This window comes from Nocardia sp. NPDC023733, from assembly GCF_040639775.1.
Classification (GTDB): Bacteria; Actinomycetota; Actinomycetes; order Mycobacteriales; family Mycobacteriaceae; genus Nocardia; species Nocardia rosealba.
Genome location: NZ_JBFAAN010000001.1, coordinates 2,300,887 through 2,324,806, shown reverse-complemented (window position 1 = coordinate 2,324,806; position 23,920 = coordinate 2,300,887). Strand labels below are relative to the sequence as shown.

15 protein-coding genes are annotated in these 23,920 nt (G+C 69.7%); 11 read left to right on the top strand and 4 right to left on the bottom strand.

Translation table 11 applies throughout. The annotated features are described in order from the left end of the window. Positions 1-54 precede the first annotated feature (54 nt). Positions 55-879 (bottom strand): helix-turn-helix domain-containing protein, encoded by an 825-nt coding sequence (locus AB0F86_RS10810; RefSeq protein WP_356983504.1) that lies wholly within the window; start codon positions 877-879, stop codon positions 55-57. Between the two features lie 78 nt (positions 880-957). On the opposite strand from AB0F86_RS10810, the gene AB0F86_RS10805 reads away from it, so the two are divergent. Beyond that, positions 958-1,779: an alpha/beta hydrolase gene (locus AB0F86_RS10805; RefSeq protein ID WP_356983502.1), complete on the top strand. Its 822-nt coding sequence runs from the start codon at positions 958-960 to the stop codon at positions 1,777-1,779. On the opposite strand, the gene AB0F86_RS10800 is transcribed toward AB0F86_RS10805, so the two are convergent. Continuing rightward, the gene (locus AB0F86_RS10800) at positions 1,776-2,150 is read right to left on the bottom strand and encodes a peptidase inhibitor family I36 protein (protein WP_225279397.1); all 375 of its coding nucleotides are present in this window, start codon (positions 2,148-2,150) and stop codon (positions 1,776-1,778) included. The genes AB0F86_RS10805 and AB0F86_RS10800 overlap by 4 nt on opposite strands. A 359-nt stretch (positions 2,151-2,509) precedes the next feature. Here AB0F86_RS10800 and AB0F86_RS10795 point away from each other — a divergent pair, with 359 nt between their 5' ends. Then, positions 2,510-2,851 (top strand): carbohydrate-binding module family 14 protein, encoded by a 342-nt coding sequence (locus AB0F86_RS10795; RefSeq protein ID WP_356983500.1) that lies wholly within the window; start codon positions 2,510-2,512, stop codon positions 2,849-2,851. On the opposite strand, the gene AB0F86_RS10790 is transcribed toward AB0F86_RS10795, so the two are convergent. Next, positions 2,818-3,600 (bottom strand): ATP-binding cassette domain-containing protein, encoded by a 783-nt coding sequence (locus tag AB0F86_RS10790; protein ID WP_356983499.1) that lies wholly within the window; start codon positions 3,598-3,600, stop codon positions 2,818-2,820. The genes AB0F86_RS10795 and AB0F86_RS10790 overlap by 34 nt on opposite strands. Continuing rightward, entirely contained in the window at positions 3,597-4,268 is a 672-nt protein-coding gene (locus AB0F86_RS10785; RefSeq protein WP_225279400.1) for an FCD domain-containing protein, read from the bottom strand. Before AB0F86_RS10785 ends, AB0F86_RS10790 begins: the two co-directional genes overlap by 4 nt. A 178-nt stretch (positions 4,269-4,446) precedes the next feature. On the opposite strand from AB0F86_RS10785, the gene AB0F86_RS10780 reads away from it, so the two are divergent. The 9 genes from AB0F86_RS10780 to accD all read left to right on the top strand — a co-directional run bounded on the left by AB0F86_RS10780 (position 4,447) and on the right by accD (position 23,891). Next, complete coding sequence (locus tag AB0F86_RS10780; protein ID WP_356983498.1) at positions 4,447-6,180, top strand: 2-isopropylmalate synthase; 1,734 nt, start codon at positions 4,447-4,449, stop codon at positions 6,178-6,180. 107 nt (positions 6,181-6,287) lie between these two features. Next, positions 6,288-7,211 (top strand): LysR substrate-binding domain-containing protein, encoded by a 924-nt coding sequence (locus AB0F86_RS10775; RefSeq protein ID WP_356983496.1) that lies wholly within the window; start codon positions 6,288-6,290, stop codon positions 7,209-7,211. Positions 7,212-7,298: 87 nt separating this feature from the next. Beyond that, on the top strand, positions 7,299-8,963 hold the full coding sequence (locus AB0F86_RS10770; RefSeq protein ID WP_356983494.1) for an AMP-dependent synthetase/ligase: 1,665 nt from the start codon (positions 7,299-7,301) through the stop codon (positions 8,961-8,963). A gap of 141 nt (positions 8,964-9,104) precedes the next feature. Next, positions 9,105-10,355 carry an NAD(P)/FAD-dependent oxidoreductase gene (locus tag AB0F86_RS10765; RefSeq protein ID WP_356983492.1) on the top strand — a complete coding sequence of 417 codons (1,251 nt, stop codon included), beginning with the start codon at positions 9,105-9,107 and terminating at the stop codon, positions 10,353-10,355. Beyond that, entirely contained in the window at positions 10,352-10,960 is a 609-nt protein-coding gene (locus AB0F86_RS10760) for an SGNH/GDSL hydrolase family protein (RefSeq protein WP_356983491.1), read from the top strand. Before AB0F86_RS10765 ends, AB0F86_RS10760 begins: the two co-directional genes overlap by 4 nt. Positions 10,961-10,973: 13 nt before the next feature. Then, positions 10,974-17,957: a beta-ketoacyl synthase N-terminal-like domain-containing protein gene (locus AB0F86_RS10755; protein ID WP_356983489.1), complete on the top strand. Its 6,984-nt coding sequence runs from the start codon at positions 10,974-10,976 to the stop codon at positions 17,955-17,957. Positions 17,958-18,373: 416 nt separating this feature from the next. Then, positions 18,374-20,632, top strand: coding sequence for a beta-ketoacyl synthase (locus AB0F86_RS10750; RefSeq protein ID WP_356983487.1), 2,259 nt, complete (start codon positions 18,374-18,376; stop codon positions 20,630-20,632). After that, a complete protein-coding gene (locus tag AB0F86_RS10745) occupies positions 20,632-22,200 on the top strand; it encodes a PfaD family polyunsaturated fatty acid/polyketide biosynthesis protein (RefSeq protein WP_356983485.1) in 1,569 nt (522 codons plus the stop codon). The genes AB0F86_RS10750 and AB0F86_RS10745 overlap by 1 nt, the downstream gene beginning before the upstream one ends. Next, positions 22,197-23,891, top strand: a complete 1,695-nt coding sequence (accD, locus tag AB0F86_RS10740) for an acetyl-CoA carboxylase, carboxyltransferase subunit beta (protein ID WP_356983483.1) — start codon at positions 22,197-22,199, stop codon at positions 23,889-23,891. Before AB0F86_RS10745 ends, accD begins: the two co-directional genes overlap by 4 nt. Positions 23,892-23,920 lie beyond the last annotated feature (29 nt).

Sequence of the window (23,920 nt, the reverse complement as noted above, 5' to 3'; positions counted from 1 at the left end):
GGGATCGTGTCGCGCCCGAACGGAGACCGCAGGCTGCCCTGGCCGAGACAGGAATCAGGTTGTCGGCCAGGCCACTTCGTCGATCGCGAGCCACGGAGCCTTCGCGACCACGGCGGGGGTCATGTCGGTGATCGCCTTGGTGCGACGATGAAAATGCGATTGGTCGACATAGCCTGCCTCGACGGCGGCGTCCGCGGGCGAGCACCCTGCCACCAGGAGATGAGCGGCATGGTCGAAGCGGACCAGGTCGGATGCGTGCTTGGGTGAGACCCCGATACAGGTCCGGAAGCGGGACCAGAGTCGCTGGCGGGTCCAGCCGGTCTCCGCGGCAAGGGTCTCGACGCGGATCCGGCCTCGGCTGCGGACGGTCCGGTCCCAGGCATACGTGATCTCGGGTGCTACACCGAATCCGCGACGCACCCGGCTTCGCAGGAATGCGGCCACGATGGCGAACCGCTCGTGCCACGATGGCGTCGCACGGAGTCGCTCGGTCAAAATGGCAGTTTCGTTGCCCCACAGGTCCGGCAGCGGTGTCACAGTGCCGCCGATGATGCCGGTGTCGTGAAGAATCGCTGCGGCGACGACGGGGGACATGCGGATCTGCAGGACGTCACCGAAGCCTGTGCTGGTGATGCGTAGCGGGCCTGCGTGGAGGCCGATGATCACGTTCCCGACGACCCGGCGTTCGAGAACGTCGTACCCGACTCCGTGTTCGCTGAGGTCGAGCAGGAGCGTGATCGAGGGATGCGGGATCATGGTGATTTCCACGGCGGCATCCCCGTGGTACCGGAATCCCGCCATCTGGATTCCCGGCATCGGCACTCGGCCCGGCACAGCGACATCGACCCGACTCCAGTCCCATCGGCTCGCTGCGCTCATGCATCCCAGGCTAACCGGGGTGAAATGGTCTGACATTTGTCCAATACGGCGTAACAGGTCGACGGCAAAGCTGGTGGTATGAGCGAATCGAGTCCCACCAAGCCACGCGAGGACACGACAATCCGCGGGTTGCACGTCGTCGTCGACGGGAGCCCGGCCGCACCGCCCCTGCTGCTCGTTCACGGCTCGGGCGCAACCGGTTCGCTGTGGGCACCGGTGGTGCCGTCGCTCGCCACGAAGTATCGGGTGATCACGATCGACCTGCCGGGATGTGGCCGGTCCGAAGCGGCGTTGACGTACGCCGTTGCGCAACAAGCGGATCGGGTGGCGAAGGTCTTGGACGAGCTCGGCGTCCGAAATCTGAGGGTGGTCGGTCACTCCAGTGGCGGGTATGTCGCGACTGCCCTCGTCGAGAGTCGTCCCGATCTGGTCGGCGAGCTGGTCCTGGTCAGCACGGGGCCGAATCCGGCAGCGCTGCTCCCTGAGCCCGCGATCATCCGGGCGCTCACCTCGCCGCCGTTCGGTCCGCTCGTGTGGGCGGTGCGCACCGATTCGATGATCCGTCGCGGACTGGAAGCGACTGCGGCGACGACGATCACGGTGCCCGACGGGGCCGTGGCCGACTTGCGCGCGATGTCGTATCGAACTTTCCGTGCGATTCTCTCCGCCAACGTCGACTACCTCGCGGCGCGGCCCGTGCCCCAGCGCCTCATCGACGCCGGAAAGCCCCTCCTCGTGATCTTCGGGGATTCCGATCCTCGCTGGGACCCGGCGTCGGCGCACCACTACGAAGCAGTGCCGGGTGCCGAGCTGAAATACCTTCGCGGAGTCGGGCATCTCGCGATGCTCGAAGACCCCGACGCCCTCGCCCGCTCGATCCTCGACAGCGCGGTGTCCTAGCAGGTTTCCCAGCGCACCGACGAGATGTTGCTGCCGATGGGGAGCTCGGTCTCCGTGTCGCCGATGAATTGGTGTCCGGCTACGCCTACGGAGTCCCCGGTGAAGTCTGGGTCGGTGTAGAAGCAGACGTTCTCATCGGTGTTGTTGAACAGACTGTTGACGTTCTGGAAGTACGGCTGCTCCAGCCCGGCGATGTTCTGCCCCGCACCCAGAGTCAGCGCTCGGCCTCCGGCGTCAGGATCGACCCACAGGCAGAGCTTGCCCTCCGGACAAGGTTGAGCGGCGGCCGGTGCCGCGTAAAGAACCGTACCGGTGGTGGCGGCCGCCGCGGCGACTGTGAGGGCGGCGAGGATTCTCCGGACAGACATCATGGGCTGCTCCTGTCGATACGAGGGGTGGTGTAGGTGGGGGTCGCACTTCGACGAGAGTTATGCGATCAGTCTATGACCGGCCGCCGGGTGGGTCCTTATGCTCGCTCGGGTCCGCGAGCCGCGAGCCGGGCCACGGGCATTGATCAGCGCTGCCTGGCAGAAACCCAACGGGCATCGCGGATTCCGGGCCCGTCTCGGCGTCGCGTGTCGTGTTCTGGTTTCACGGTCACTCGGTTAGGTTCGCCCTGCTCGCGTGTCTCGAATGCGCATTGACCCTGTCGGCAGCGGGATGCGATAGCACAGCCACAGGTAGCCGACGACGTCCTGATCGCCTCGAAAAGAACCTGAAGGAGACGACCGTGCGATTCGCCCGTGTTCTCGCTGTGCCGACAGCCGGACTTGTTCTCGGTACCGCCCTCACACTCGTTGCCGCGTCGTCTGCTCTCGCGGAGGACACCGGATTCGAGATCGCCGCCTTCAGCTGCCCCGAACCCGACGGGCTCTTCCCTTATCCCGGAGACGTGACGAAGTACGTGGATTGCTCGAACAACGTTCCGACCGTGCACAGCTGTCCGAGTGGCCTGAACTGGAACCAGAAGGGGCAGTACTGCGATTGGCCTGCCGATGCCGGCGCGGTAGCCGATCACGGAGAGACTGTCATCGGCGCTCAGCGGGCGCGGGCGCTCCAGCGTCCGTCGTAGCGGACTTCGATCGGGTGGGCGAAGGCCGTCGAGACGTGGTCGGTGGTGATGACATCGGTGGCCGGGCCTGCGGCGACGGTGTGGCCGTCGGCGATGAGCAGGGCGTGGGTGGTGGTGCTCGGCAGTTCCTCTAGGTGATGGGTGACCAGGATCGAGGCGACTTCGGGGTGGGTTCGATCGAGGCTGTCCAGGGTGGTGAGCAGTTGTTCACGGGCGGCCAGGTCGAGGCCGGTGGACGGTTCGTCCAGGAGCAGGACCCGAGGGTCGCTGATCAGGGCCCGGGCGATGAGAGTGCGGCCGCGCTCACCCTGGGAAAGGGTGGGCCAGAGGTCGTCGGCCTGGCCGGACAGACCGAGAGTGTCGATGATCTGCTCGGCTCGGGCCAGGTCGCCGGAACTCGGTGACCAACGCATCGGGGTGTCGATCGTGCCCGTGATGCCGGTGAGTACAACCTCACGCACCGAGAGGGCGTGCGGCAGCCGATGCCGCGGGTTCACATGCCCGATCGAGCGCCGCAGCCGAGCCAACTCGACCCGCCCGAACTGCTCCCCGAGCACCCGCACGATCCCCGTCGTCGGAAAGGTGACAGCCCCGCAGAATCCCAGCAGCGTGCTCTTGCCCGCACCGTTGGGCCCCAGGAGCGCCCAGTGCTGTCCGGCGCGCACCGTCAGCGAGATCCCGTTGATGATCTTCTTGCCGTCCCGGCGGAAGGTCACATCGTCCAGTTCGATCACTGGGCTGGCGGTCATGTGAAGGCCTCCTTCAGGGCGGAAAGGTGCGTGCGGCTGAATTCCGCTGCGGCAGTTGGTGTTCGATCCGCGATCGCCTGCGCGAGTTGCTCGTGTGCGTGCTGGTCGTCCTGCTCGGAGCGGACCGGGCGAAGCTCGAGCATGTCGATCATGGCCAGACGCAGACGCGGAAGAAGGCTGTCGAAAAGCTGTGTGAGGACATCGTTGTGCGCGGCGACGACGACCGCACGGTGGAAGGCCATGTCGGCATCGACGTGATCGGCGACGGGCCGACCTTCGACGCGGCGTTGCGCCAGGGCTCGCCGGATTGCTCGCAGGTCGGCTGGTGTCCGTCGTTGGGCGGCGAGGGCCGCGGCCTCCGCCTCGATGGCGATGCGGGCCTCGATCACCGCGACGATGGTGGCGCTACGCAGCACCACATCCCAGTCCTCGGTGACGTCGAGCGCGGTGACGAACACACCGGCGCCCTGCCTGCTGTCGAGCACGCCTTTGCCCGCGAGTTCCCGGATCGCCTCACGCACGGTCGACCGGCCGACCCCCAATTGCGCGGCGAGCAAGGTCTCGCCCGGTAATCGATGCCCCAAGGGCCACTCGCCCGCCCGGATCCGCGCGAGCAGCAGTTCGGCCGCTTGTGCCGCCAGCGGCTGGCGCCTTACCTGCGGTATCACCCGAGGACCTCTCTACTTGTCTGAGGAGTTGTGGTAGAAGTGTACCCATCATGACCTACACCGCGCTCCTCCTCGGCCGCCACGGCGGGGCCTGACGACCGGCCGCCCCGCCGTGGGGCTCCGTCGTGGCCGGTCTCCGTCGTCTTCGGCCCGTGATGGCCGGGAAGTAGAGCAAGTCATGACCGAATTCCCCACCCTGACAACCCCTTCGGGATCTCTCGCCGATGGTGCGCCCGCCTGGAACCGGCAACGTCACTCCGCGATGCCGTCGTATCGATATCGAGATGTCCACCGTCGCGTGAAGGTGCCTGCCGGACACCGTGACTGGCCGAGCGCACGGATCACCACCGCGCCACTCTGGGTCCCGGTCGACCTGCGCGACGGCAACCAGGCACTGGCCGAACCGATGGATCCGGCGCGTAAGCGCCGGTTCTTCGAACTCCTGGTCACCATGGGCTACAAGGAGATCGAGGTCGGCTATCCGTCCGCGTCGCAAACCGACTTCGACTTCGTTCGCCTGCTGGCCGAGTGCCCCATCGCGCCGCCGGATGTGGCCTTGGTCGTGTTCACCCCGGCGCGTCGCGACCTGATCGCACGGACCGTGGAGTCGGTCCGCGGCATCACCAACGACGTGATCATCCACCTGTACACGGCCACGGCGCCGGTCTGGCGCGAGGTGGTTCTCGGCAAGGACAGGAAGCAGCTGCGCGAGCTGATCGTCACCGGCGCCCGCGATGTCCTGGAACTGGCCGGCGAGCTGCCGAATGTCCGGTTTCAGTTCTCGCCGGAAGTGTTCAACCTGACCGAACCGGATTTCGCACTCGAGATCTGCGACGCCGTCACCGAGTTGTGGGAGGCGACCCCACAGCGCCCCGTCACGCTGAATCTGCCTGCGACCGTGGAGGTGGCCACGCCGAACGTCTACGCCGACCAGATCGAATACATGCACCGCAATCTCGCCCGGCGGGACGCGGTGATCCTGTCGGTGCACCCGCACAACGATCGGGGGACCGGCGTCGCCTGCGCCGAACTGGCCGTACTGGCCGGTGCCCAACGGGTGGAGGGCTGCGTCTTCGGCAATGGTGAGCGCACCGGGAATGTCGATATCGCCACCCTGGCGCTGAACCTGCACGCCCAAGGGGTCGACCCGATGATCGACTTCTCCGATATCGACGAGATCCGCCGCACCGTCGAGTACTGCACGCGTCTGCCCGTCCACGAACGGCACCCGTACGTGGGCGATCTTGTACACACGGCGTTTTCCGGTACCCATCAGGATGCGATCGGCAAAGGCATGGCCGAGCATCGTGAGCGGGCAGCGTCCCTCGGCGTGCACGAGCGCGAAGCGGAATGGCGGGTGCCGTATCTGCCGATCGACCCCACCGACCTGGGCCGCTCCTACGATGCCGTGATCCGGGTCAACTCACAGTCGGGCAAGGGCGGTATCGCCTACCTGTTGCACACCGAATACGGTCTCGAGCTGCCGCGCCGCCTGCAGATCGACTTCGCGCAGCGGGTGCAGGAATACGCCGACGACACCGGCGCGGAGATCAGCGCCGAAGAACTCCGCGCCCTGTTCGAGCAGAGCTACACCGCCGTCGAGCGTCGAATCACGTTGGTACAGTGGGAGTTCGTCGACGGAACCACCGAAATCGTCCTGGGCGCACACGGCACCGAGCACCACTCGACCCACGAGGCGAGCCCGGTCGATGCCCTGACCACTGCCCTCGGCGAGACCGCCGACTCCATCGAGATCCTCGGCCTCACCCAGCACGCCGCGGCTGACGGCACCGCTGTGAGCTACGTCGAATATCGAGCCGGGGGCAGGACCGGATGGGCATTCGGCCTCGGCGCCTCGCCCGTCGCAGCGTCGCTCGAGGCGGTGATGAACGCCGCGAACGCGGTGCCATAGGAAGAGGCGCGGCCAGGTTCACCGACCGGCAATGCGCGCGGCGACCGCTATTCATCACCGGTTATCCGGCCTCGATAGCGTGGTGGTACTCGGAAGGAGCCGGCGTCATGGAATTCCGACATCTCGTTTCGTTTATCGCCATCGCCGAAGAGTTGCATTTCGGTCGCGCAGCGCAGCGCCTCCATCTGACCCAACCAAGTCTCAGTGCCCAGCTGCAGAAGCTGGAGAAATCCCTCGGCGTCCAGCTCGTCGCCCGGAACTCCCACGAGGTCCGGCTGACCCCCGCTGGGCGCGAGTTCGAAAGCCAGGCCCGCCTGATCGTCGCTCAGCTCGACCGCGCCGCTCAGGCGGCCAAGGCCACCGCCGAGGGCAGGGCGGGCAGCCTCAGCATCGGCTACAACCTGCCCGCCAGCAGGCATGTGCTGCCGGAGGCACTCACCAGGATGACCGAACGGCACCCCGACATCGTGGTGTCGCTGTGGGAGAAGCGGACCGGCCCCCAGCTGGCCGCCCTCGCCGACGGTTCTCTCGATGTGGCCCTGGTCTACGGGCATCCCAGTACCGCCGATTTCCGCTATCGCCGCCTGCTGCACCGGGTTCCGCTCGTCGCGGTAGTCGGCCGCCGACATAGGTGGGCCGACCGGCCCGGTGTCCCGTTCGCGGAACTACAGAGTCAGGATTGCGTGCTGTTCGCCCGCGAACAGTGTCCGGCGATGTACGACACCATCCTTCGGTCGGCGGCCGAAACCCGGATCTCGCTCAATGTCACGCATTCGGCCGACGACCCCGGCGCGACCGCGCACATGGTCTCGGTGCGACCACTCGTCGGGTTCGCCTCGCTGCCGCGCGCGATTTCGATGGGAATGGGGGTGCCGGGCAGTAGTTCGGTGGCGGTGAAATTGTTCGATCCGGTACCGACCCTGGATTTGCACGCCGTCTGGCGGGCCGACGAACCGAATCCCGCGGTCGCGTTGTTCCTGGAATGCGTCGAATCGGCACAACTCGATGATGTCCGCGCATTGTCGGCCTGAACCCGTCGATAGGACATGACTTTCGCGCGGTAGGAACAGCGAGTGCGGCAGCGACGGGAATGGTCGGCGCCGTGAAGAATTCGATTCGTGAATACAGTGTCTGCCACCGCGAACGGATTCGTTCCGGCTGATTCGTCCAGTCTGTACGCGATTGTTTCCGACGCGGCACGGCGTGATCCGGCCCGTCTTTCGCTGGGTGCCGCCGACGGCACCCAGCTGACCACCGGCGAACTCGACACCCGGGTCCGCGGGCTCGCCTCGGCCCTGCTCGACCGGGGGGTCGTGGCGGGGGACCGGGTGGCCGTGCTCGGCCGCACGAGCCTGGAATGGGCGCTGCTCGACTGCGCGGCCATGGCTGTCGGCGCGGTGATCGTGCCGGTGTATCCGACCTCTTCGCCGGCGCAGATCGCACACATCCTGAGCGACAGCGGAAGCCGGTTCCACGCGGCCGAGACCGCCGACGACGCAACCCGTCTGACCGACGCCGGCGCGGGCGGCGCGGTGTGGTCGTTCGCCGAGATCGGGTCATGGACCGAGTCCGCCGAGCACGCCGACCTCGACTCGCGGGTCGCCGCGGTGGGCGCCGCCGATCTCGCGATGATCGTTTACACCAGCGGCACTACCGGCCTGGCCAAGGGCTGCATGATCAGCCACCGCAACATGTATGTCACCGCCGCGAACACCGCGCGCCAGACCGAGGGCATCTTCGACGGCACGACGGTGCTTGCGCTGCCGCTCTCCCACGTCTTCGGCCAGACGATCCTGTTCGCCTGCCTGTACGGCGGCAGCCGGACCCATCTGCTGCCCGGCGTGCCCGACCTGGTCCCGGCGCTGGCGACGCTGCGCCCGACCTTCCTCGCCCTGATTCCGTACGCGCTGGAGAAGATTCGCAAACACGTCCGCGGGCTGCTCACCGAAGGGCAGGAGGCCGAGGCTGTCGAGCGTGGTCTGAGGCTCCTGGCCGAGGGCGCCGCGCCCACCGCCACCGACGACGCCGTCACGGCCGCGTTCGGCGGGCGGCTGCGCTATGTGATCTCCGGCGGCGCCTCCCTCGACGACACCACCGTCGGCTTCTACGCCGGGTTCGGTGTGGTGATCCTGAACTGCTACGGCCTCACCGAGGCGGCCACCGCGGTCACCGTGAGCGCACCGTCCACCAACCGGCTCGGCACCGTTGGCCGTCCCATCCCGGGCACCGAAGTCGGCATCGGTGCCGACGGCGAAGTCCTCGTCCGCGGCCCGCACGTCTCGCCCGGCTACTGGGGCGCGGCCGCCGACCAGCGGCCCGTCGACGCCGACGGCTGGCTGCACACCGGCGACATCGGCGAACTCGACGACGGGCACCTGCGGATCACCGGGCGCAAGAAGGAGATCCTGGTGACCTCCGGCGGCAAGAACGTGGCGCCGACCCCGCTCGAGGACCGGGTGCGGCTGCACCCGCTGGTGAGCAACTGCATGGTCGTCGGTGACGGGCGCCCGTTCGTGACGGCGCTGATCACCCTCGACGCCGAGCGGTACGCGAAGTGGCGTGCCGAGCATCCCGACGGCGATCCCGCCGAGACGATCCAGGCCGCCGTGGACGAGGCGAATTCCCTGGTGTCGCGACCGGAATCCATTCGCGCATTCCGCATCATCGACGGCGATTTCACCGTCGACGCCGGCCTGCTCACCTCGTCGTTGAAATTGCGCCGGGCCGCGATCGCCGAAACCTGTTCCGCCGAAATAGATCAGCTCTACGTGTCACGCGGGTAACGCGACACGAAATTCTCCCACCTGTCCCGCCGACGATAGCCGGGACCGATCGGCCGATGAATTGCGGTGCCCCCAGTGGTTTCCGTATTCCACCGGCGACAGACTCGAAATCGGAATTCGACCACCGAAAGTGATCACATCATGTATGACGTCATCGTCGTCGGAACCCGGGTCGCGGGTTCGCCCCTGGCCATGTTGCTGGCCCGTCAGGGCCACCGCGTGCTCGCCGTGGATCGCGCGAGTTTTCCCAGCGACACCCCGTCCACGCACTACATCCACCAGGCCGGTCTCGGCTTTCTGAAGTCCTGGGGTCTGCTCGACGCCGTGGTGGCCACCGGCTGCCCGCCGATCCGGCACCTGAACTTCACCTACACCGACATCGAGATCCCGGGCATGGCCGATCCGTCGGCCGACGGCATCGACGCCGTGTACTGCCCGCGCCGCACCGTGCTCGACAAGATCCTGGTCGACGCGGCGGGGGAGTCCGGCGCCGAGGTGATCGAGGGCTTCACCGTCACCGGTCTGCTGCGCGACGGTGACCGGGTCGCCGGTATCCGCGGCCGCGTCGGCGAGGGTCCCGAGCAGGAGTTCCGCGCGAAACTGGTCGTCGGCGCTGATGGTTCGAACTCCCTTGTCGCCAAAGAGGTCGGTGCGGCCACCTACGAGGGTTCGCCCGCGGCCTGCTTCGTCTACTACTCGTACTACGAGGGCGTGGACTGGGGCATGCACCATCGCACCGGGTTCGGTGAGCAGCAGTTCGCATCCTGGCCGACCAACGACGGCCTGGCCCTGGTGGCGGTCATGCGCAAGCGCGACCGGTTCCGAGACTTCCGCGCCGATCCCGATGCCGGGGTGCAGGAGATCGTCGAGCAGATCGACCCGGAGATCGGCGCGCGGTTGCGCGAGACCGGCAAGCGCGTCGAGCCGTTCCGGCCGATGCTCTACCCCGACAACTACCGTCGCCAGTCCTTCGGTCCCGGCTGGGCGCTGGTCGGCGACGCGGGCTACCACAAGGACCCGTTCACCGGCTGGGGCATCACCGACGCCTTCAAGTACGGCCAGCTGCTGGCCGACCTGGTGCACGAAAGCCTCTCGGGTGCACGGTCCTTCGAGGAGACGCTGCCGGAGTACCAGCGTGAGCGCGACGCCCAGAGCGCCAGCACCTACGAGCTCACCCAGTCGATCTCCGAGCTCACCCTCACCCCCTACTACGACTCGGTGTTCCGCGCGGCCAGCCGCAGCGAGCACTACTCCAAGAAGTTCTTCGGGCTGATCGCCGGGCTGTACCCGCCGGACAAGTTCTTCGGTGAGGCCGAGCTCACCGCACTCTACGAGGAAGTGGACTTCCCGGTCGCCGACCGGCACGTGGTGAATACCGGGGTGTCGGCGTGATCGCGGCCGGCCTGACGGCGCTCGGAGACAGCTTCGTGGAGGGCCGTGGCGACCCCGCCGCGACGGGTGGCTATCGGGGCTGGGTCGCCCGCCTCGGCGGTCAGCTCGGATTGCGGCCAACCACGATTCGCAACTTCGGCACGCACGGCGCCACCACCGGCGATGTCGTCGCGAGCCAGCTCGCACCGGCGACCTCGGCGGCGCGGGCCGGCCTCTACGGCGTGGTTGTCGGCGTGAACGACCTGGTCAGCGCATACGACGAGGCTCGTTTCGCCGACAACCTGCACACCATCTTCACCACCTTGCGGGCCGAAGATGCCACCGTGTTCACCGCGAGTTACCCCGACATCCCCGCCCGCCTGCCCGTGCCGGACGGTTTCCGCGCCCTGCTGCGCGAGCGTTTCACCGCCGCCAACGATGTCCTCGCCCGGGTCACCGACGACACCGGCACCCTGCTTCTCGACATCGCCGCCAGGCCCGAATGGGCCCGGCCCGAGGTGTGGACCGCCGACGGTCTGCACCCGAGTCCGGTGGGCCACCGCCTGTTCGCCGCCGCCGCGGCCGAACTGATCGCCTCGGCCACCGCCACCACCGTCGCCGCCTGAGAGGAACCCTTTCGTGACCGTCGAACGACGCCTGGCACGCGACCCGATCGCCATTGTCGGGATGTCGGGTCTGCTGCCCAAGGCACACACCCACCGCGAGTACTGGCAGAACATCATCGACGGCGTCGACTGCACCTCCGAGGTGCCCGCGTCGCGCTGGAGCTTGGACGACTACTACGACGCCGACCGTTCGGCGCCGGACAAGACCTATTCGCGCCGTGGCGCTTTCCTGCCCGATGTCGCGTTCGATCCGCTCGAGTTCGGGCTGCCGCCGAACCAGCTCGAGGTCACCAGCACCATGCAGACCCTGAGCCTCGGGGTGGCCCGTGACCTGCTGGCCGATGCCGGCGCGACCGGTTCGCAGTGGTACGACCCCGCGCGCACCGGCGTGGTGCTCGGCACCACCGGCCCGGTGCCGCTGATGCATCCGCTCGCCGCGCGCCTGTCGACGCCCGTGCTTGCGGAGGCGGGGCGGTCGATGGGACTGTCCGAGAGCGACGTCGGCGAGATCTCACGCCGGTTCGTCGCCGCGTTCGCGCCCTGGGAGGAGAACTCCTTCCCCGGCCTGCTCGCCAATGTGGTGGCGGGCCGGGTGGCCAACCGGCTCGGGCTCGGTGGCATGAACTGCACCGTCGACGCGGCCTGCGCGGCCTCGCTGGCCGCTATCCGGACCGCGATCGCCGAACTGCAGGACGGGCGCGCCGACATGATGATCACCGGCGGCGTCGACACCGAGAACTCGATCTTCATCTACCTGTGCTTCAGCAAGGTCGGCGCGCTCTCGCCGACCGGCCGGATCAGCCCGTTCTCCGCCGAGGCCGACGGCACCCTGCTCGGCGAGGGCATCACCATGCTCGCCCTGCGCCGCCTCGCCGACGCGCGCCGCGACGGCAACCGGATCTACGCGGTGATCCGCGGCCTCGGCTCCTCCAGCGACGGCCGCTCCAAGAGCATCTACGCACCGCGTGCGGAGGGGCAGCGGGTCGCGCTGGACCGCGCCTACGCCGACGCGGAATGCTCACCCGCCGATGTCGAGCTGATCGAGGCGCACGCGACCGGCACCGCCGTCGGCGACAAGACCGAGCTGACCGCGCTGAAAGGGCTGCTCGCCGAGGCCAGTTCGGAGACCGGTTTCGCGGCGCTCGGCAGCGTGAAGTCCCAGATCGGGCACACCAAGGGCGCCGCGGGCACGGCCGGGGTGATGAAGCTGGCACTGGCCCTGCACCAGAAGGTGCTGCCCTCGACGATCAATGTCGACGCGCCCAACAGCGAGATCGACGCCACCCGGACGCCCTTCTACGTCAACACCAGGACCCGCCCCTGGGTGCGTGACCCGCAGCGCCCGGTGCGCCGGGCGGCCGCCTCCGCGATGGGCTTCGGCGGCACCAACTTCCACATCGTCCTCGAGGAAGCCGACCAGACGCGCGGGCAGGTCTTGCACCAGGTGCCGCGTGCGCACCTGTGGCACGCCCCCGATGTCGCCGCGCTGATCGACGTCGTGCGCAGTACCCCCGGCTCCGACGGTGGTGACATTCCGGCCGGGCACGCCAGGATCGGCTTCGTCTCGGTCGACGAGGACACCGCCGCCGATCTTCGGACGCTGGCGGTCGATGAAATGGTGCGCAATCCCGATGCCGCGCAGTGGGATCACCCCGAAGGCGTGTACTTCCGTGCAGCCGCCGTACCGGACCCGAAGGTCGGCGTGCTGTTCGCGGGGCAGGGCAGCCAGTACGTGGACATGGGCCTGGACACCGTGCTGAACAATCCGCCCGTCGGGGCGGCGTTCGACGAGGCCAACGCCGCGTTCGTCGGTGCCGAGCAGCGGCTCGGCGCGGTGGTGTTCCCGCCGCCCGCGTTCACCGAGCAGACCCGGACCGAGCAGGAATCCGCTCTGCGCCGTACCGAATTCGCGCAGCCCGCCATCGGCGCGCTCGCGGCCGGGCAGTTCCGGGTGCTCACCGAATTCGGGCTCAGGGCTCACGGTTATCTCGGCCACAGCTTCGGTGAGCTGACCGCGCTGTGGGCCTCCGGCGCGCTGAGTACCGAGGACTTCTTCGGTCTGGCCAGGGCGCGTGGCGCGGCGATGACGGTCGCCGACGACGCGGAGGCAGGCACGATGGTGGCCGTCAACGCCGCCCGTGACGAGGTCGCCGAGGTGATCGCCGATCTCGACGACGTGTGGATCTGCAATCACAACGCACCCGACCAGATCGTGGTCGGAGGTGGACCCGACGGCATCGCCGCCTTCACCGCGCGCAGCGCCGAGAAGGGCTGGGCTACCCGGGATCTGCCGGTGGCGGCTGCCTTCCATACCCCGTATGTGGCGCACGCGGTCACCGAATTCGGTGCCGCCGTCGAGGAAGTCGACATCGTCGAGCCCGACGCGCGGGTCTACGCCGACACCGCGGGCGCGTCCTACGGCGCCGATGTCGCCGCCAACCGGGCGACACTGACCGCGCAGCTGAGCCGGCCGGTCGAGTTCGTCGATGCGCTGCGGGCCATGCACGCCGACGGCTGCACGATCTTCGTCGAGTGCGGTCCGAAACAGGTGCTGACCTCGCTGGTCCGGCGCACCCTCGGCGAGGACGTGATCGCCTTCGCCACCGATTCCGGACCCATCGGCAACGGAGACGTGGCGCTCAAGCGGGCGGCCGTCCGGCTGGCCGTCCTCGGTGTAGAGATGTCGGGCATCAACCGCTACGCCGCCCCCGCCACCGAGCCGACCACCCCGGCGGCCGACCGGATGACGGTGACCCTTTCAGCCCCCGAATACGTTCCCGCCGCCCGCCGCGCCGCCTACGCCGAAGCGTTGTCGGGCGACTACCGCGTCCAGCTCGCGGCCGATACGGCAGCACACTCCCACGCCGACCCTGAACCGGTGTCCGCACTCGTTGATTCACCCACCGCGTCCCCGCGTCGCGGCCCGACCCTGTCCGATCTGCCGGCGACTGTTCCGGCTTCGGTCGCGGCGGATTCGCACGCCGTGGTCGGCGCCCGGACCGGCGCGCCGTCGTACCCGATCTCCGAATCACCTGCCGTATCCGAACTTTCGCGCCGTCCCTCGGTGCCCCCGCTTGTGGAGGAACAGCTCGTGACCATCCCCGTCGATCCGCTCGATACCGCACTCGTCCAGCATCTGGACACGCACCGGCAGTACCTCGACGGCCAGCTCGACCTGGCCCGCGGGCTGGCGGGCGTGCTGAGCACCGGTGCCATCGACGACCGCCTGCTGCGCGCCATCGAGGCCGTGAAGGATCACGGCGTCGCCATCAGCGAAAGTCACTCGCGGGCAAGCGAAGTGCTCGCCCAGCTGGCCGAGATCGAAAGGGGAGCCGTCGGCTCGCACTCGGTGACCAGTTACCGGACCACCCCGCACGCGGTGAACGCCCCCGCGCCTACTCAGGCCTTGACCGCTGCGTCCACTCAGCCCCCGGCGAACGGCCACCTGCCCGAGCCGGCCCCGCTGTCCAGCGGTACCGCCACCACGGACACCGTGCCTGGGGCGGTGACTCCCGCCGAAAGCGGCACCGCCTACCCGACGGGTCCTCGGGCCGGTCAGGGCGTCACCGGTGCGAGCAACACCGCACCGCAGGCAGCCGGAACAGCACCGGTGGCCCCGGAGGAGCACGCGGCGACGCCATCGGTAACCGCGCAGACAGCCGCTCGCACAGCGGGTTCCGACGCTCAGCACTCCACCGTCGATCCTGAGCAGGGTGCGGGGGCGGAGGCGCTCAATGGCGAAGCGATCCGCGCGGCACTGCGGGAAGTCGTCGCGGACAAGACCGGCTATCCGGTCGAGATGGTCGATCCGGCAATGGATCTGGAAGCCGATCTCGGTGTCGATTCGATCAAGCGGGTGCAGGTGATCGGCGCGCTCCAAGAGCGGTTCCCGTCGCTGCCGAGCCTCGGCCCCGAGCAGCTCGGTACGTTACGCACCCTCGACCAGATCGCCGATCTGCTCGCCACCGACTCGGCGACCACGGCGACCGACACTTCCGCCGCGACGGGTGACCCGGCCGCGCCGACCGGTGGTTCGGCTGTGGCCACCGACGAGGTCGCCTCGTCCGACGCGGATCCCACGCACTCCGCCGAGACCCTGCGGCAGGCGCTGCGGGAAGTGGTCGCCGACAAAACCGGATACCCGGTGGAGATGGTCGATCCGGCAATGGATTTGGAGGCGGATCTCGGGGTCGATTCGATCAAGCGGGTGCAGGTGATCGGCGCCCTGCAGGAACGATTCCCGTCGCTGCCGAGCCTGGGCCCCGAGCAGTTGGGCACCTTGCGCACCCTCGACCAGATCGCCGATCTGCTCGCCGACGACGGCCCGACCGCGGCGGGCGCTGCGAGCGGTTCCGCCGCCCCGGCCGCCGCCTCGGACGCCGACGAGGTCGCCTCGGTGGACGCGGATCTCGCGCCCACAGCCGATACCCTGCGGCAGGTGCTGCGGGAAGTGGTTGCCGACAAAACCGGATACCCGGTCGAGATGGTCGATCCGGCAATGGATCTGGAGGCGGATCTCGGTGTCGATTCGATCAAGCGGGTGCAGGTGATCGGCGCATTGCAGGAACGGTTCCCGACCCTGCCCAGTCTCGGGCCCGAGCAACTCGGCACGTTGCGCTCGCTGGATCAGATCGTGGCCGAGCTGGCCGGGGGTGATGTCCACCCAAAAGGTGAGGCCGCGGCCGAAACGCCGCGGCATGTCGTCGAACTCGTCGAGCTCGCCCCGGTCGACCTCGCGGTCGAGCCGTATCGGCCCGCAGGCCGGGCGCTGGTGGTGTGCCTGGACGAGTCCGCCGAAACCGACGGTGAGGCGATCGAGGAAGCGCTGCGCGCGCTCAGTTGGACGGTGCGGCGGGTCGAGCCCGGCGCCGACACCGGCGCCGCCGACCTGTGCGTGGTCGTCGCGGGTGTCGCCACGGAGTGGGCGCAGGCGGAGCGGATCCTGACCGACACGATCCTGGTCACCGGCCGCGTGGTGCCCGCCCTGCGCGGCGCGACCGGACGCGCCGGGTTCGTCACGGTCACCCGGCTCGACGGCCATCTAGGTATGCGCGGGGACGCCGACCCGGTCCACGCCCTGCTCGGCGGGCTCGGCGGCGTCGTGAAAACCCTTGCCGCCGAGGAACCCACACTGTTCTGCCGCGCGCTCGACATCGCACCGGCGGCGACTCCGGCGCGGGTGGCGCAGATCGTGCTCGAGGAGCTGTGCGACGCCGCGATCGACACCATCGAGGTCGGGGTCGACGCCTCGGGCCTGCGCCGCACGCCGGTGCCGAGCAGACACAAGCCCGCCGTCGTCACCGAGACCGTCAGCACCGCAACGGGATTCGGGCCGACGCTGCTCACCGAGGACGATCTGCTGCTGGTGACCGGCGGAGCCAGGGGAGTGACGGCCACCTGCGTCCTCGCGCTCGCCCGGCACAGCGCGGCGCGCTTCCTGTTGCTCGGCCGCACCACGCTCGGTGAGGAGCCCGCCTGGGCGACCGGTGTCCCCGACACCGACCTCAAGCCCGCCGCGGTGCGCGCGCTGGCGGGAACCGGTTTGCGGCCCAAAGACATCGAGCGGGCCTGCGGCGACATTCGCGCCGTCCGCGAGATCCGCTCGACCCTGGCGACGCTCGGCGACCGCGCCGACTACCTCGCCGTCGACGCCACCGACGCGACGGCACTCGCCGAGGCCGTCGCGCCGTGGCGTGACCGGATCACCGGTGTCGTCCACGGCGCCGGGGTCCTGGCCGACTCGATGATTCCCGACAAGACCGCCGACTCGCTCGCTCGCGTGTTGCGTCCGAAGCTCGGTGCTCTGGCCGCCGTCCTTGCCGCGGTGGGGGAACCGAAGGACCTGGTCCTGTTCACCTCGGTGGCCGGTCTGTTCGGCAATGCAGGCCAAGCGGATTACGCCGCTGCCAACGAGGCACTGTGCCGGTTCGCGGTGAGCTGGCAGCGCAGGCACCCCGGGCACCGCGTCACCGCGATCGACTGGGGCGCCTGGGACGGCGGCATGGTTACCGCCGACCTGCGCGAGCACTTCCGGGCGCGCGGCATCCCGCTGCTGGCCCCGGCCGCGGGCGCGGCCGCCTTCACCACCCAGTTCACCGCGGACCGCCGGTCCGAGCCGATCCTGCTGGTCGGCGCCGCCACCGCCTTGTCGACCGGCGAACACGTGGCCGCCACGGTGCGGGCCCGTCGCGACATCGCGGGCCTGATCGACGAACCCGTGATCGAGGCACACCGCATCGGTGACCACCTCGTGCTGCCCGCCACCTTCGGCCTCGGCGCGATGATCCACCTCGCCGAACGAACCAGGCCGGGCCGCACCGTGATCGGCGTCCGTGACTACCAGGTGCTCAAGGGACTCGTCTTCGATCATCCGGTCACGGCGCTGGAGATCGAGCTCGTCCCGATCGACGACCTCGACGGCCGTACGGCGGTGCGCGCCACCGTCTTCGACGGCAAGCTCGCCCACTTCCGGGCGACCCTACTGCTGGCCGCGAACCCGGACGGCGGTGCCAGGCAAACGATTCCCGCCGGACCGGGCATCCCTGCAGACCGGATCTACCGGGACGCCATCCAGTTCCACGGTCCGGCGCTCCAGGGCCTGCGCGCGATCCGGGCCGAGAGTGACAGCGCGATCGTCCTGGACTGCCACCTGCCCACCGATCCCGTCGCCGTCGGCGCCTACGCGGGCCACCTGCACGACCCGGTCGCCGCCGACCTGATCCTGCAGGGCCCGCCCGTCCTCGGCCACCGGCTGCTCGGTACGGCCTGCCTGCCCCTGGGCGTCGGTCGCATCGACTACCACCACCCGCTCCCGACCGCCGAACCTTTCGTCCTGGTGGTCGACAACCCACGCGCGGGCAGCCTCGAAGCCCGCATCGACGCCACCGCACTGTCCACCGATGGCACGGTGCTGCAACGCTTCTCGGACGTCACCGTCCTCACGACGCCCGACCTGACGGACAAGTTCCAGACCTCGGTGAGGAAGTGGACCCGATGACAGCCCTCGACTTCGACGGCATCGCCTTCGACCCGATCGGCGCGCCCCCCGCCCAACCCGCCCTGACGGCGCCGCAGCACACCGCACCACCCGCCCGACCAGCGCCCGACTCCGCACCCGCGCGGTCGGTGCCTGAGGTGCCTGACTCCGTACCCGCGCGGTCGGTGCCTGACTCCGTACCCGCGCGGTCGGTGCCTGACTCCGTACCCGCGCGGTGGGTGCCCGACTCCGCACCTGCCCGGCCGGCGCCCTACTCCGCACCCCACCGGCCCGCCCCCGAATCCGCGAGCCGGACGACTGACCCCGCCTCGGCAGTGGAGCCCGCCGGGCACGCGATTGTGCCCGATGGGCGCGCAGTGGAATTCACTCGGCAGACGCCGGATGACGCCCAGTCCGCAGGGGACCGTGCCACACATGTGGGAGCGCCCGCGATCGCCGAGACGAGTGAGGCGAGCGCCGCCGCACCTGGAGCCGCCATCGCCGAGCTCCGCACCGGCGTCGTCACCGCCCACCGCGCCGCCCTCGCCGCGCAAGTCGCCCTACAGCGTGCGCTGTGGACGCGGGCTGTGGGAACACCCCTGCCCAGCAACAGCGTTGGCGTCCGTGCGACGGACTCCATCGCCGTTCGGGGTCAACAGCGTGCGGCGGATTCCGCTGTGTTTCCCGCCGGTGAGGGGACATCGTTCGCGCTCCACGGTGTACCCGGTGGCGCAGCCGACGACGCAAGAATCGCCACCGCCGTTCTCGGCGGGCATCAGGCTCGGGCATTCGGTGCCGCTGTCGAGTCACCCGCGAACCGCGAGGTGTCCGCAGGCGAAACCAGCGCCGAACTACCCGACACCGGGATCGCGGCCCCGCGCGCGGGCGCACAACGGGCCGTGGCAGGTCCCGGCGCGGCAGTGCCCGGCCACCGTGGCACGGCACCGGTCGGCGTCACAGCACCGGTCGGCGATCGAGCATCCCGTGCGTCCGTTGCCGCCAGGGAGGGCGCGTTCAAGCCACTGGCTCGCACCACGCGCACCGAGTTGGACCGCGCGGCCCTCGAGGCGCTGGCCGCGGGCGCGATCGCGGAGGTGTTCGGGCCGGGCTACCGGCGCGACGGAGTCGAGGTCGCGGCGCGCCTGGCCGCTGGAGAACCGTTGGTACTCGACGCGATCGAGGCGATCGAGCTGTACGGCGGTACCGGTGACGGCCGGGTCGTCGCCCGGTACGACGGCGCGCCCGACGTCGCCGCCCGCCAGGCCGCCGAGGTGTTCGCGCTGTTCACCGGCATGCACCTGTGCCTGTCGGGGAGCACATCGACCACGGCGACCGTGCCACTTCGACCGCCGAGCTTCCCTGCGCCTCCCGTGGGCCAGGGTTATTCGACCGGTTCTGCTGTCGCCGGACGCGTCACGGCCCACCGCACCTTGGAGCTCATCGTGAGCGCCTTGGATCTCGTACCCCGTCCGCACGTCACGGGCACGGCGAGCTTCTCCGCAGGGGAGCCCGGTCTGTCCGTCGAGGTCACCGTCACCGAGGCGCCGGGCGCGGGCGTCGGACCCGGCCAGGCCGTACCGAGCCTGCTGCTCAACGAATTCCACATGACCCACCTCGCTCGCGGCGACCAGGCGATCGCCATGGGCCACGAGTTCGCGGAGTACACCGGCGTCCGCGCGACCCGACTGCCCACCGGCGGCCTGCTCCTGGTCGACCGGGTACGCGAATTCGACGGTGCGCGAGGCACTCTCGACCACGCCGCGTACACCACCGAATACGACTCGCCCGCCGACTCCTGGTACTACGCCGACACCGCCAACGAATCCATGCCGCATTTCGTGTACATGGAGACCTCGCTGCAGGCGGCCCTGCTCATGGGCTACTACGCGGGACCTACGCTGACCCAGCCAGGTACAACTCTCAGCCTGCGCAATCTCGGCGGCACGGCGACGGTCCTGCGCCAGGTCGACCTGCGCGACCGCACCATAGAACAGTCCTCGCGGCTGCTGTCGACGACGATCCTGCCCGGCTCCTCCCTGCAGACCTTCGACTACACGCTCAGCGTCGACGGCGCGCCCTTCTACACCGGCGAGACCATGTTCGGCTACTTCAGCGACGAGGCCCTCGCCAACCAGACCGGGCTCGACGCCGGGCGCCCCGCACCGTCCTGGCTGGCCGAGAACCCGACGGCCGAAGTCCGGACGATCGACGTGGCCGCCCGCCGCGCCGACCCGCACGCACCCCTGTGCGCGCGCCGCACACTGGCCCTCATCGACCAGGTCGACGTGGTCGACGGCGGCGGCAAACACGGTGCGGGATACCTGCATTCGCTGCGGCCCATCGACCCCGCCGACTGGTTCTTCGACCGCCACTTCCACCTCGACCCGGTCATCCCCGGCTCACTCGGCGTCGAATCGGTGATCCACGCCGTCCAGGAATGGCTGCTGGACGCCGGTCACGCCGCGAGCATGGCCGACCCGGTGTTCCGCATCCCGGCCGATATTCCCTTCAGCTGGCGCTACCGCGGTCAGTTCCTGCCCACCGACGGCACCGTGGAACTCGAAGCCCACGTCAAGGCGCTGCATCGCGGACCACACGGGGTGACAGCGGTGGTGGACGGCTCGCTGTGGAAGCCGGGCCTGCGCATCTACGAAGTGACCGACCTGGCCGTCGAACTCGTCGATCGGAGAGCGTGATGACCACGATGCGCACCGTGGCGGTCGCCACCACCACCGAGGCCATCACGGCCCTGCTGCTCGATCTGGACTCGCCGGTCTGGATCGTCCGCGCCGACGGACAGGTCGGTGCCACCGCGGACCAGACCGCCGCCGCGCGTGCCGAGGTGCTCGCCGCGGTCGGGCCGCTTCCGCCGGAACGGCTCGGCGACAGTGCGTTCCGCACAGCCCACGGCGTCCGCGCGGCCTACGCCGCGGGCGCGATGGCCAACGGCATCGCCTCACCCGCTCTGGTGAAAGCCATGGCGCGGCACGGCTACCTGGCCGCCTACGGCGCCGCGGGCGTCGCGCCGGCCACGGTCGACGCGGCACTGGGCGAGCTCGCCGCCGACCTGAGCGCAAAGCCGTTCGCCTGCAACCTCATCCACAGTCCGAGCGAACCCGCCTTGGAACGTGCGATCGTCGACTCGTGCCTGCGGCACGGTGTCCGCTGCGTGGAGGCGTCCGCGTTCATGGACCTGACCGCCGAGGTCGTGCGCTATCGAGCCCTCGGCCTTCGCGTCGACCAGCGGGGCGATATCGAGATCGGGCACCGGGTGGTCGCCAAGGTCTCCCGGGTCGAGGTGGCCGAACTGTTCCTGCGTCCGGCACCGGCCCGGCTGCTGCGCGAGCTCGTGGCGGCGGGCCGGATCACCGCCGCGCAGGCCCGCCTCGCCGAACAGGTGCCGATGGCCGACGACATCACCGCCGAAGCCGACTCCGGCGGCCACACCGACCGCAGGCCGCTGACGGTGCTGCTGCCGGAACTGGTCGCGGCCCGGGATCGCCTGGCCGCCACGGTGCCCGGCGCCGACCGCGTCCGGATCGGCGCCGCCGGTGGGCTCGGCACACCCGACGCCGTCGCGGCCGCCTTCGGACTCGGCGCGGCCTACGTGGTGACCGGGTCGGTCAACCAGTCGACCGTCGAGGCGGCGCAGTGCGGTGCCACCAAGACTCTGCTGGCGCGCGCCGAGTTCGCCGACTGTGCCATGTCGCCCTCCTCGGACATGTTCGAACTCGGAGTGCAGGTGCAGGTGCTGCGCCGGGGCACGATGTTCGCGGCCCGCGCGCAGAAGCTCTACGACACCTACCGCGCCTACCCGGGGCTCGACGCGCTGCCGACCGCGCTGCGCGCCGAACTGGAAGCCACCCTGTTCCGCAGGCCGCTCGACGAGGTGTGGCAGGAGTGCGTCCGGTACTTCACCGAGCGCGACCCCGCCCAGCTGACCGGCGCGGAGCGGGACCCGAAAGCCAGGATGGCGTTGGTGTTCCGCTGGTACCTCGGCCTGTCCTCGGGCTGGAGCATCCGCGGCGACGCCGACCGGGTCACCGACTACCAGATCTGGTGCGGCCCCGCGATGGGCGCCTTCAACACCTGGACGGCCGGGACCCATCTCGCCGCCCCGGAGAACCGCGCCGTCGCCGAGATCGCCGCCCAGCTCCTGTTCGGCGCTGCCTATCTCACCCGGGTCGCCCAGCTGCGCACCGCGGGTGTGCGGCTGCCCGCCGCCTGCGCCCGTTACGTCCCACGTCCGCTGGAGGACCGATGACCGTCGTCGACACCACCGCGACCACCGGAACGGCCTGGATGCTGTGCCCGGCCTGCGACACGATGATCTACCGTAAACGCTACGAGCGGGCGAGCCGGGTGTGCCCCGAATGCGACGGCCACGGCATGCTCACCGCCGACCAGCGCGTCGACCAGCTTCTCGACGCGGACTCGGCCGAGCCGATCGCCACCGCGGCCACCGTCACCGACCCGCTCGGCTTCACCGACACCCGCGCCTACCCCGAACGGATCAGCCAGGCGCGCGAGAGCACCGAGCTGCCCGACGCGATCCGCTGCGTGCGCGGCACCGTCGACGGCACACCGATCGTGCTGGCGGTCATGGACTTCCGCTTCCTCGGCGGGAGTCTCGGCAGTGCCGTCGGCGAGGCGGTGACCGCGGCGGCGGAAGCGGCGCTGGCGGACCGGGCGCCGCTGGTGCTCGTGACCGCATCCGGTGGGGCGCGGATGCAGGAGGGCATCGTCGCGCTCATGCAGATGGCCAAGACCAGCCGGGCGCTGCGCCGCCTCGACGACGCGGGCGTGCTGACCCTCTCGATCATCACCGACCCCACCTACGGCGGTGTCGCGGCGTCGTTCGCCACCGCCACCGACATCATCGTCGCCGAACCCGGTGCGCGACTGGGCTTCGCGGGCCCGCGGGTGATCCAGCAGACCATCGGCCAGACCCTGCCCGAGGGCTTCCAGACCGCGGAATTCCTGCTCGAGCACGGCATCGTCGACATGATCTGCCATCGCTGGGCGCTGAGTACCCGGCTCGCCCGCCTGGTCGCGATGACCACCCCACCACCGCACCGCACCGAGCCCGGCGAGGCCGACGCCGTGATCACCGACCCCGCCGCCCTCACCGTTGGCGAATCCTGGGATCGCGTGCGCGCGGCCCGCAGGCTCGGCAGGCCCACCACCCTGGACTATCTCGCCGGTGCCTTCGACGATTTCGTCGAACTGCACGGCGACCGCATGTCGGCCGACTGCCCCGCCATGATCGCGGGCCTGGCCCGCCTCGACGGCCTGCCGGTCGTGGTGCTCGGCACCCAGAAGGGCCACACCGGACCCGAACTCACCGAACGCAACTACGGGATGCCCACCCCCGCGGGTTATCGCAAGGCTGCCCGGGTGCTGCGCCTGGCCGCCAAGCTCGGCAGGCCCGTCGTCACGCTGGTGGACACGGCGGGCGCCTATCCCGGCATCGAGGCCGAGGAACAGGGCCAGGCGGTGGCCATCGCCGAATCGCTGAAGCTGCTGGCCGGACTGCCCGTGCCGGTGGTCACCGTGATCACCGGGGAAGGCGGCAGCGGCGGCGCGCTCGCGCTGGCACTGGCCGATCGGGTCCTGGTGTGCGAGAACGCGATCTACTCGGTGATCAGCCCCGAGGGCTGTGCGGCCATCCTGTGGAAGGACCCGGCCGCCGCGCCCCGTGCTGCCGCCGCCCTGCGGGTGGACGCGGCCGCGCTGCTCGAGCTCGGCATCGCCGACGCCGTCGTCCCCGAACCGGCCGGTGGCGCCGACCGCGATCCCGTCGGCGCGGCGGCCCTGCTGCGGCGGGCGGTGCGCCGAGCCGTCAATGAGCTGGCGGCGTGCCCGAGTGCCGATTTGATCGCCCAGCGGCACAACCGTTTCCGCGGCTACGGCCTGGCCCGCGACCTCCCGGAGACCTCGTGGTCGGCTTCCTGATCCGCCATCCGTTGACCGCTTTGCGACAG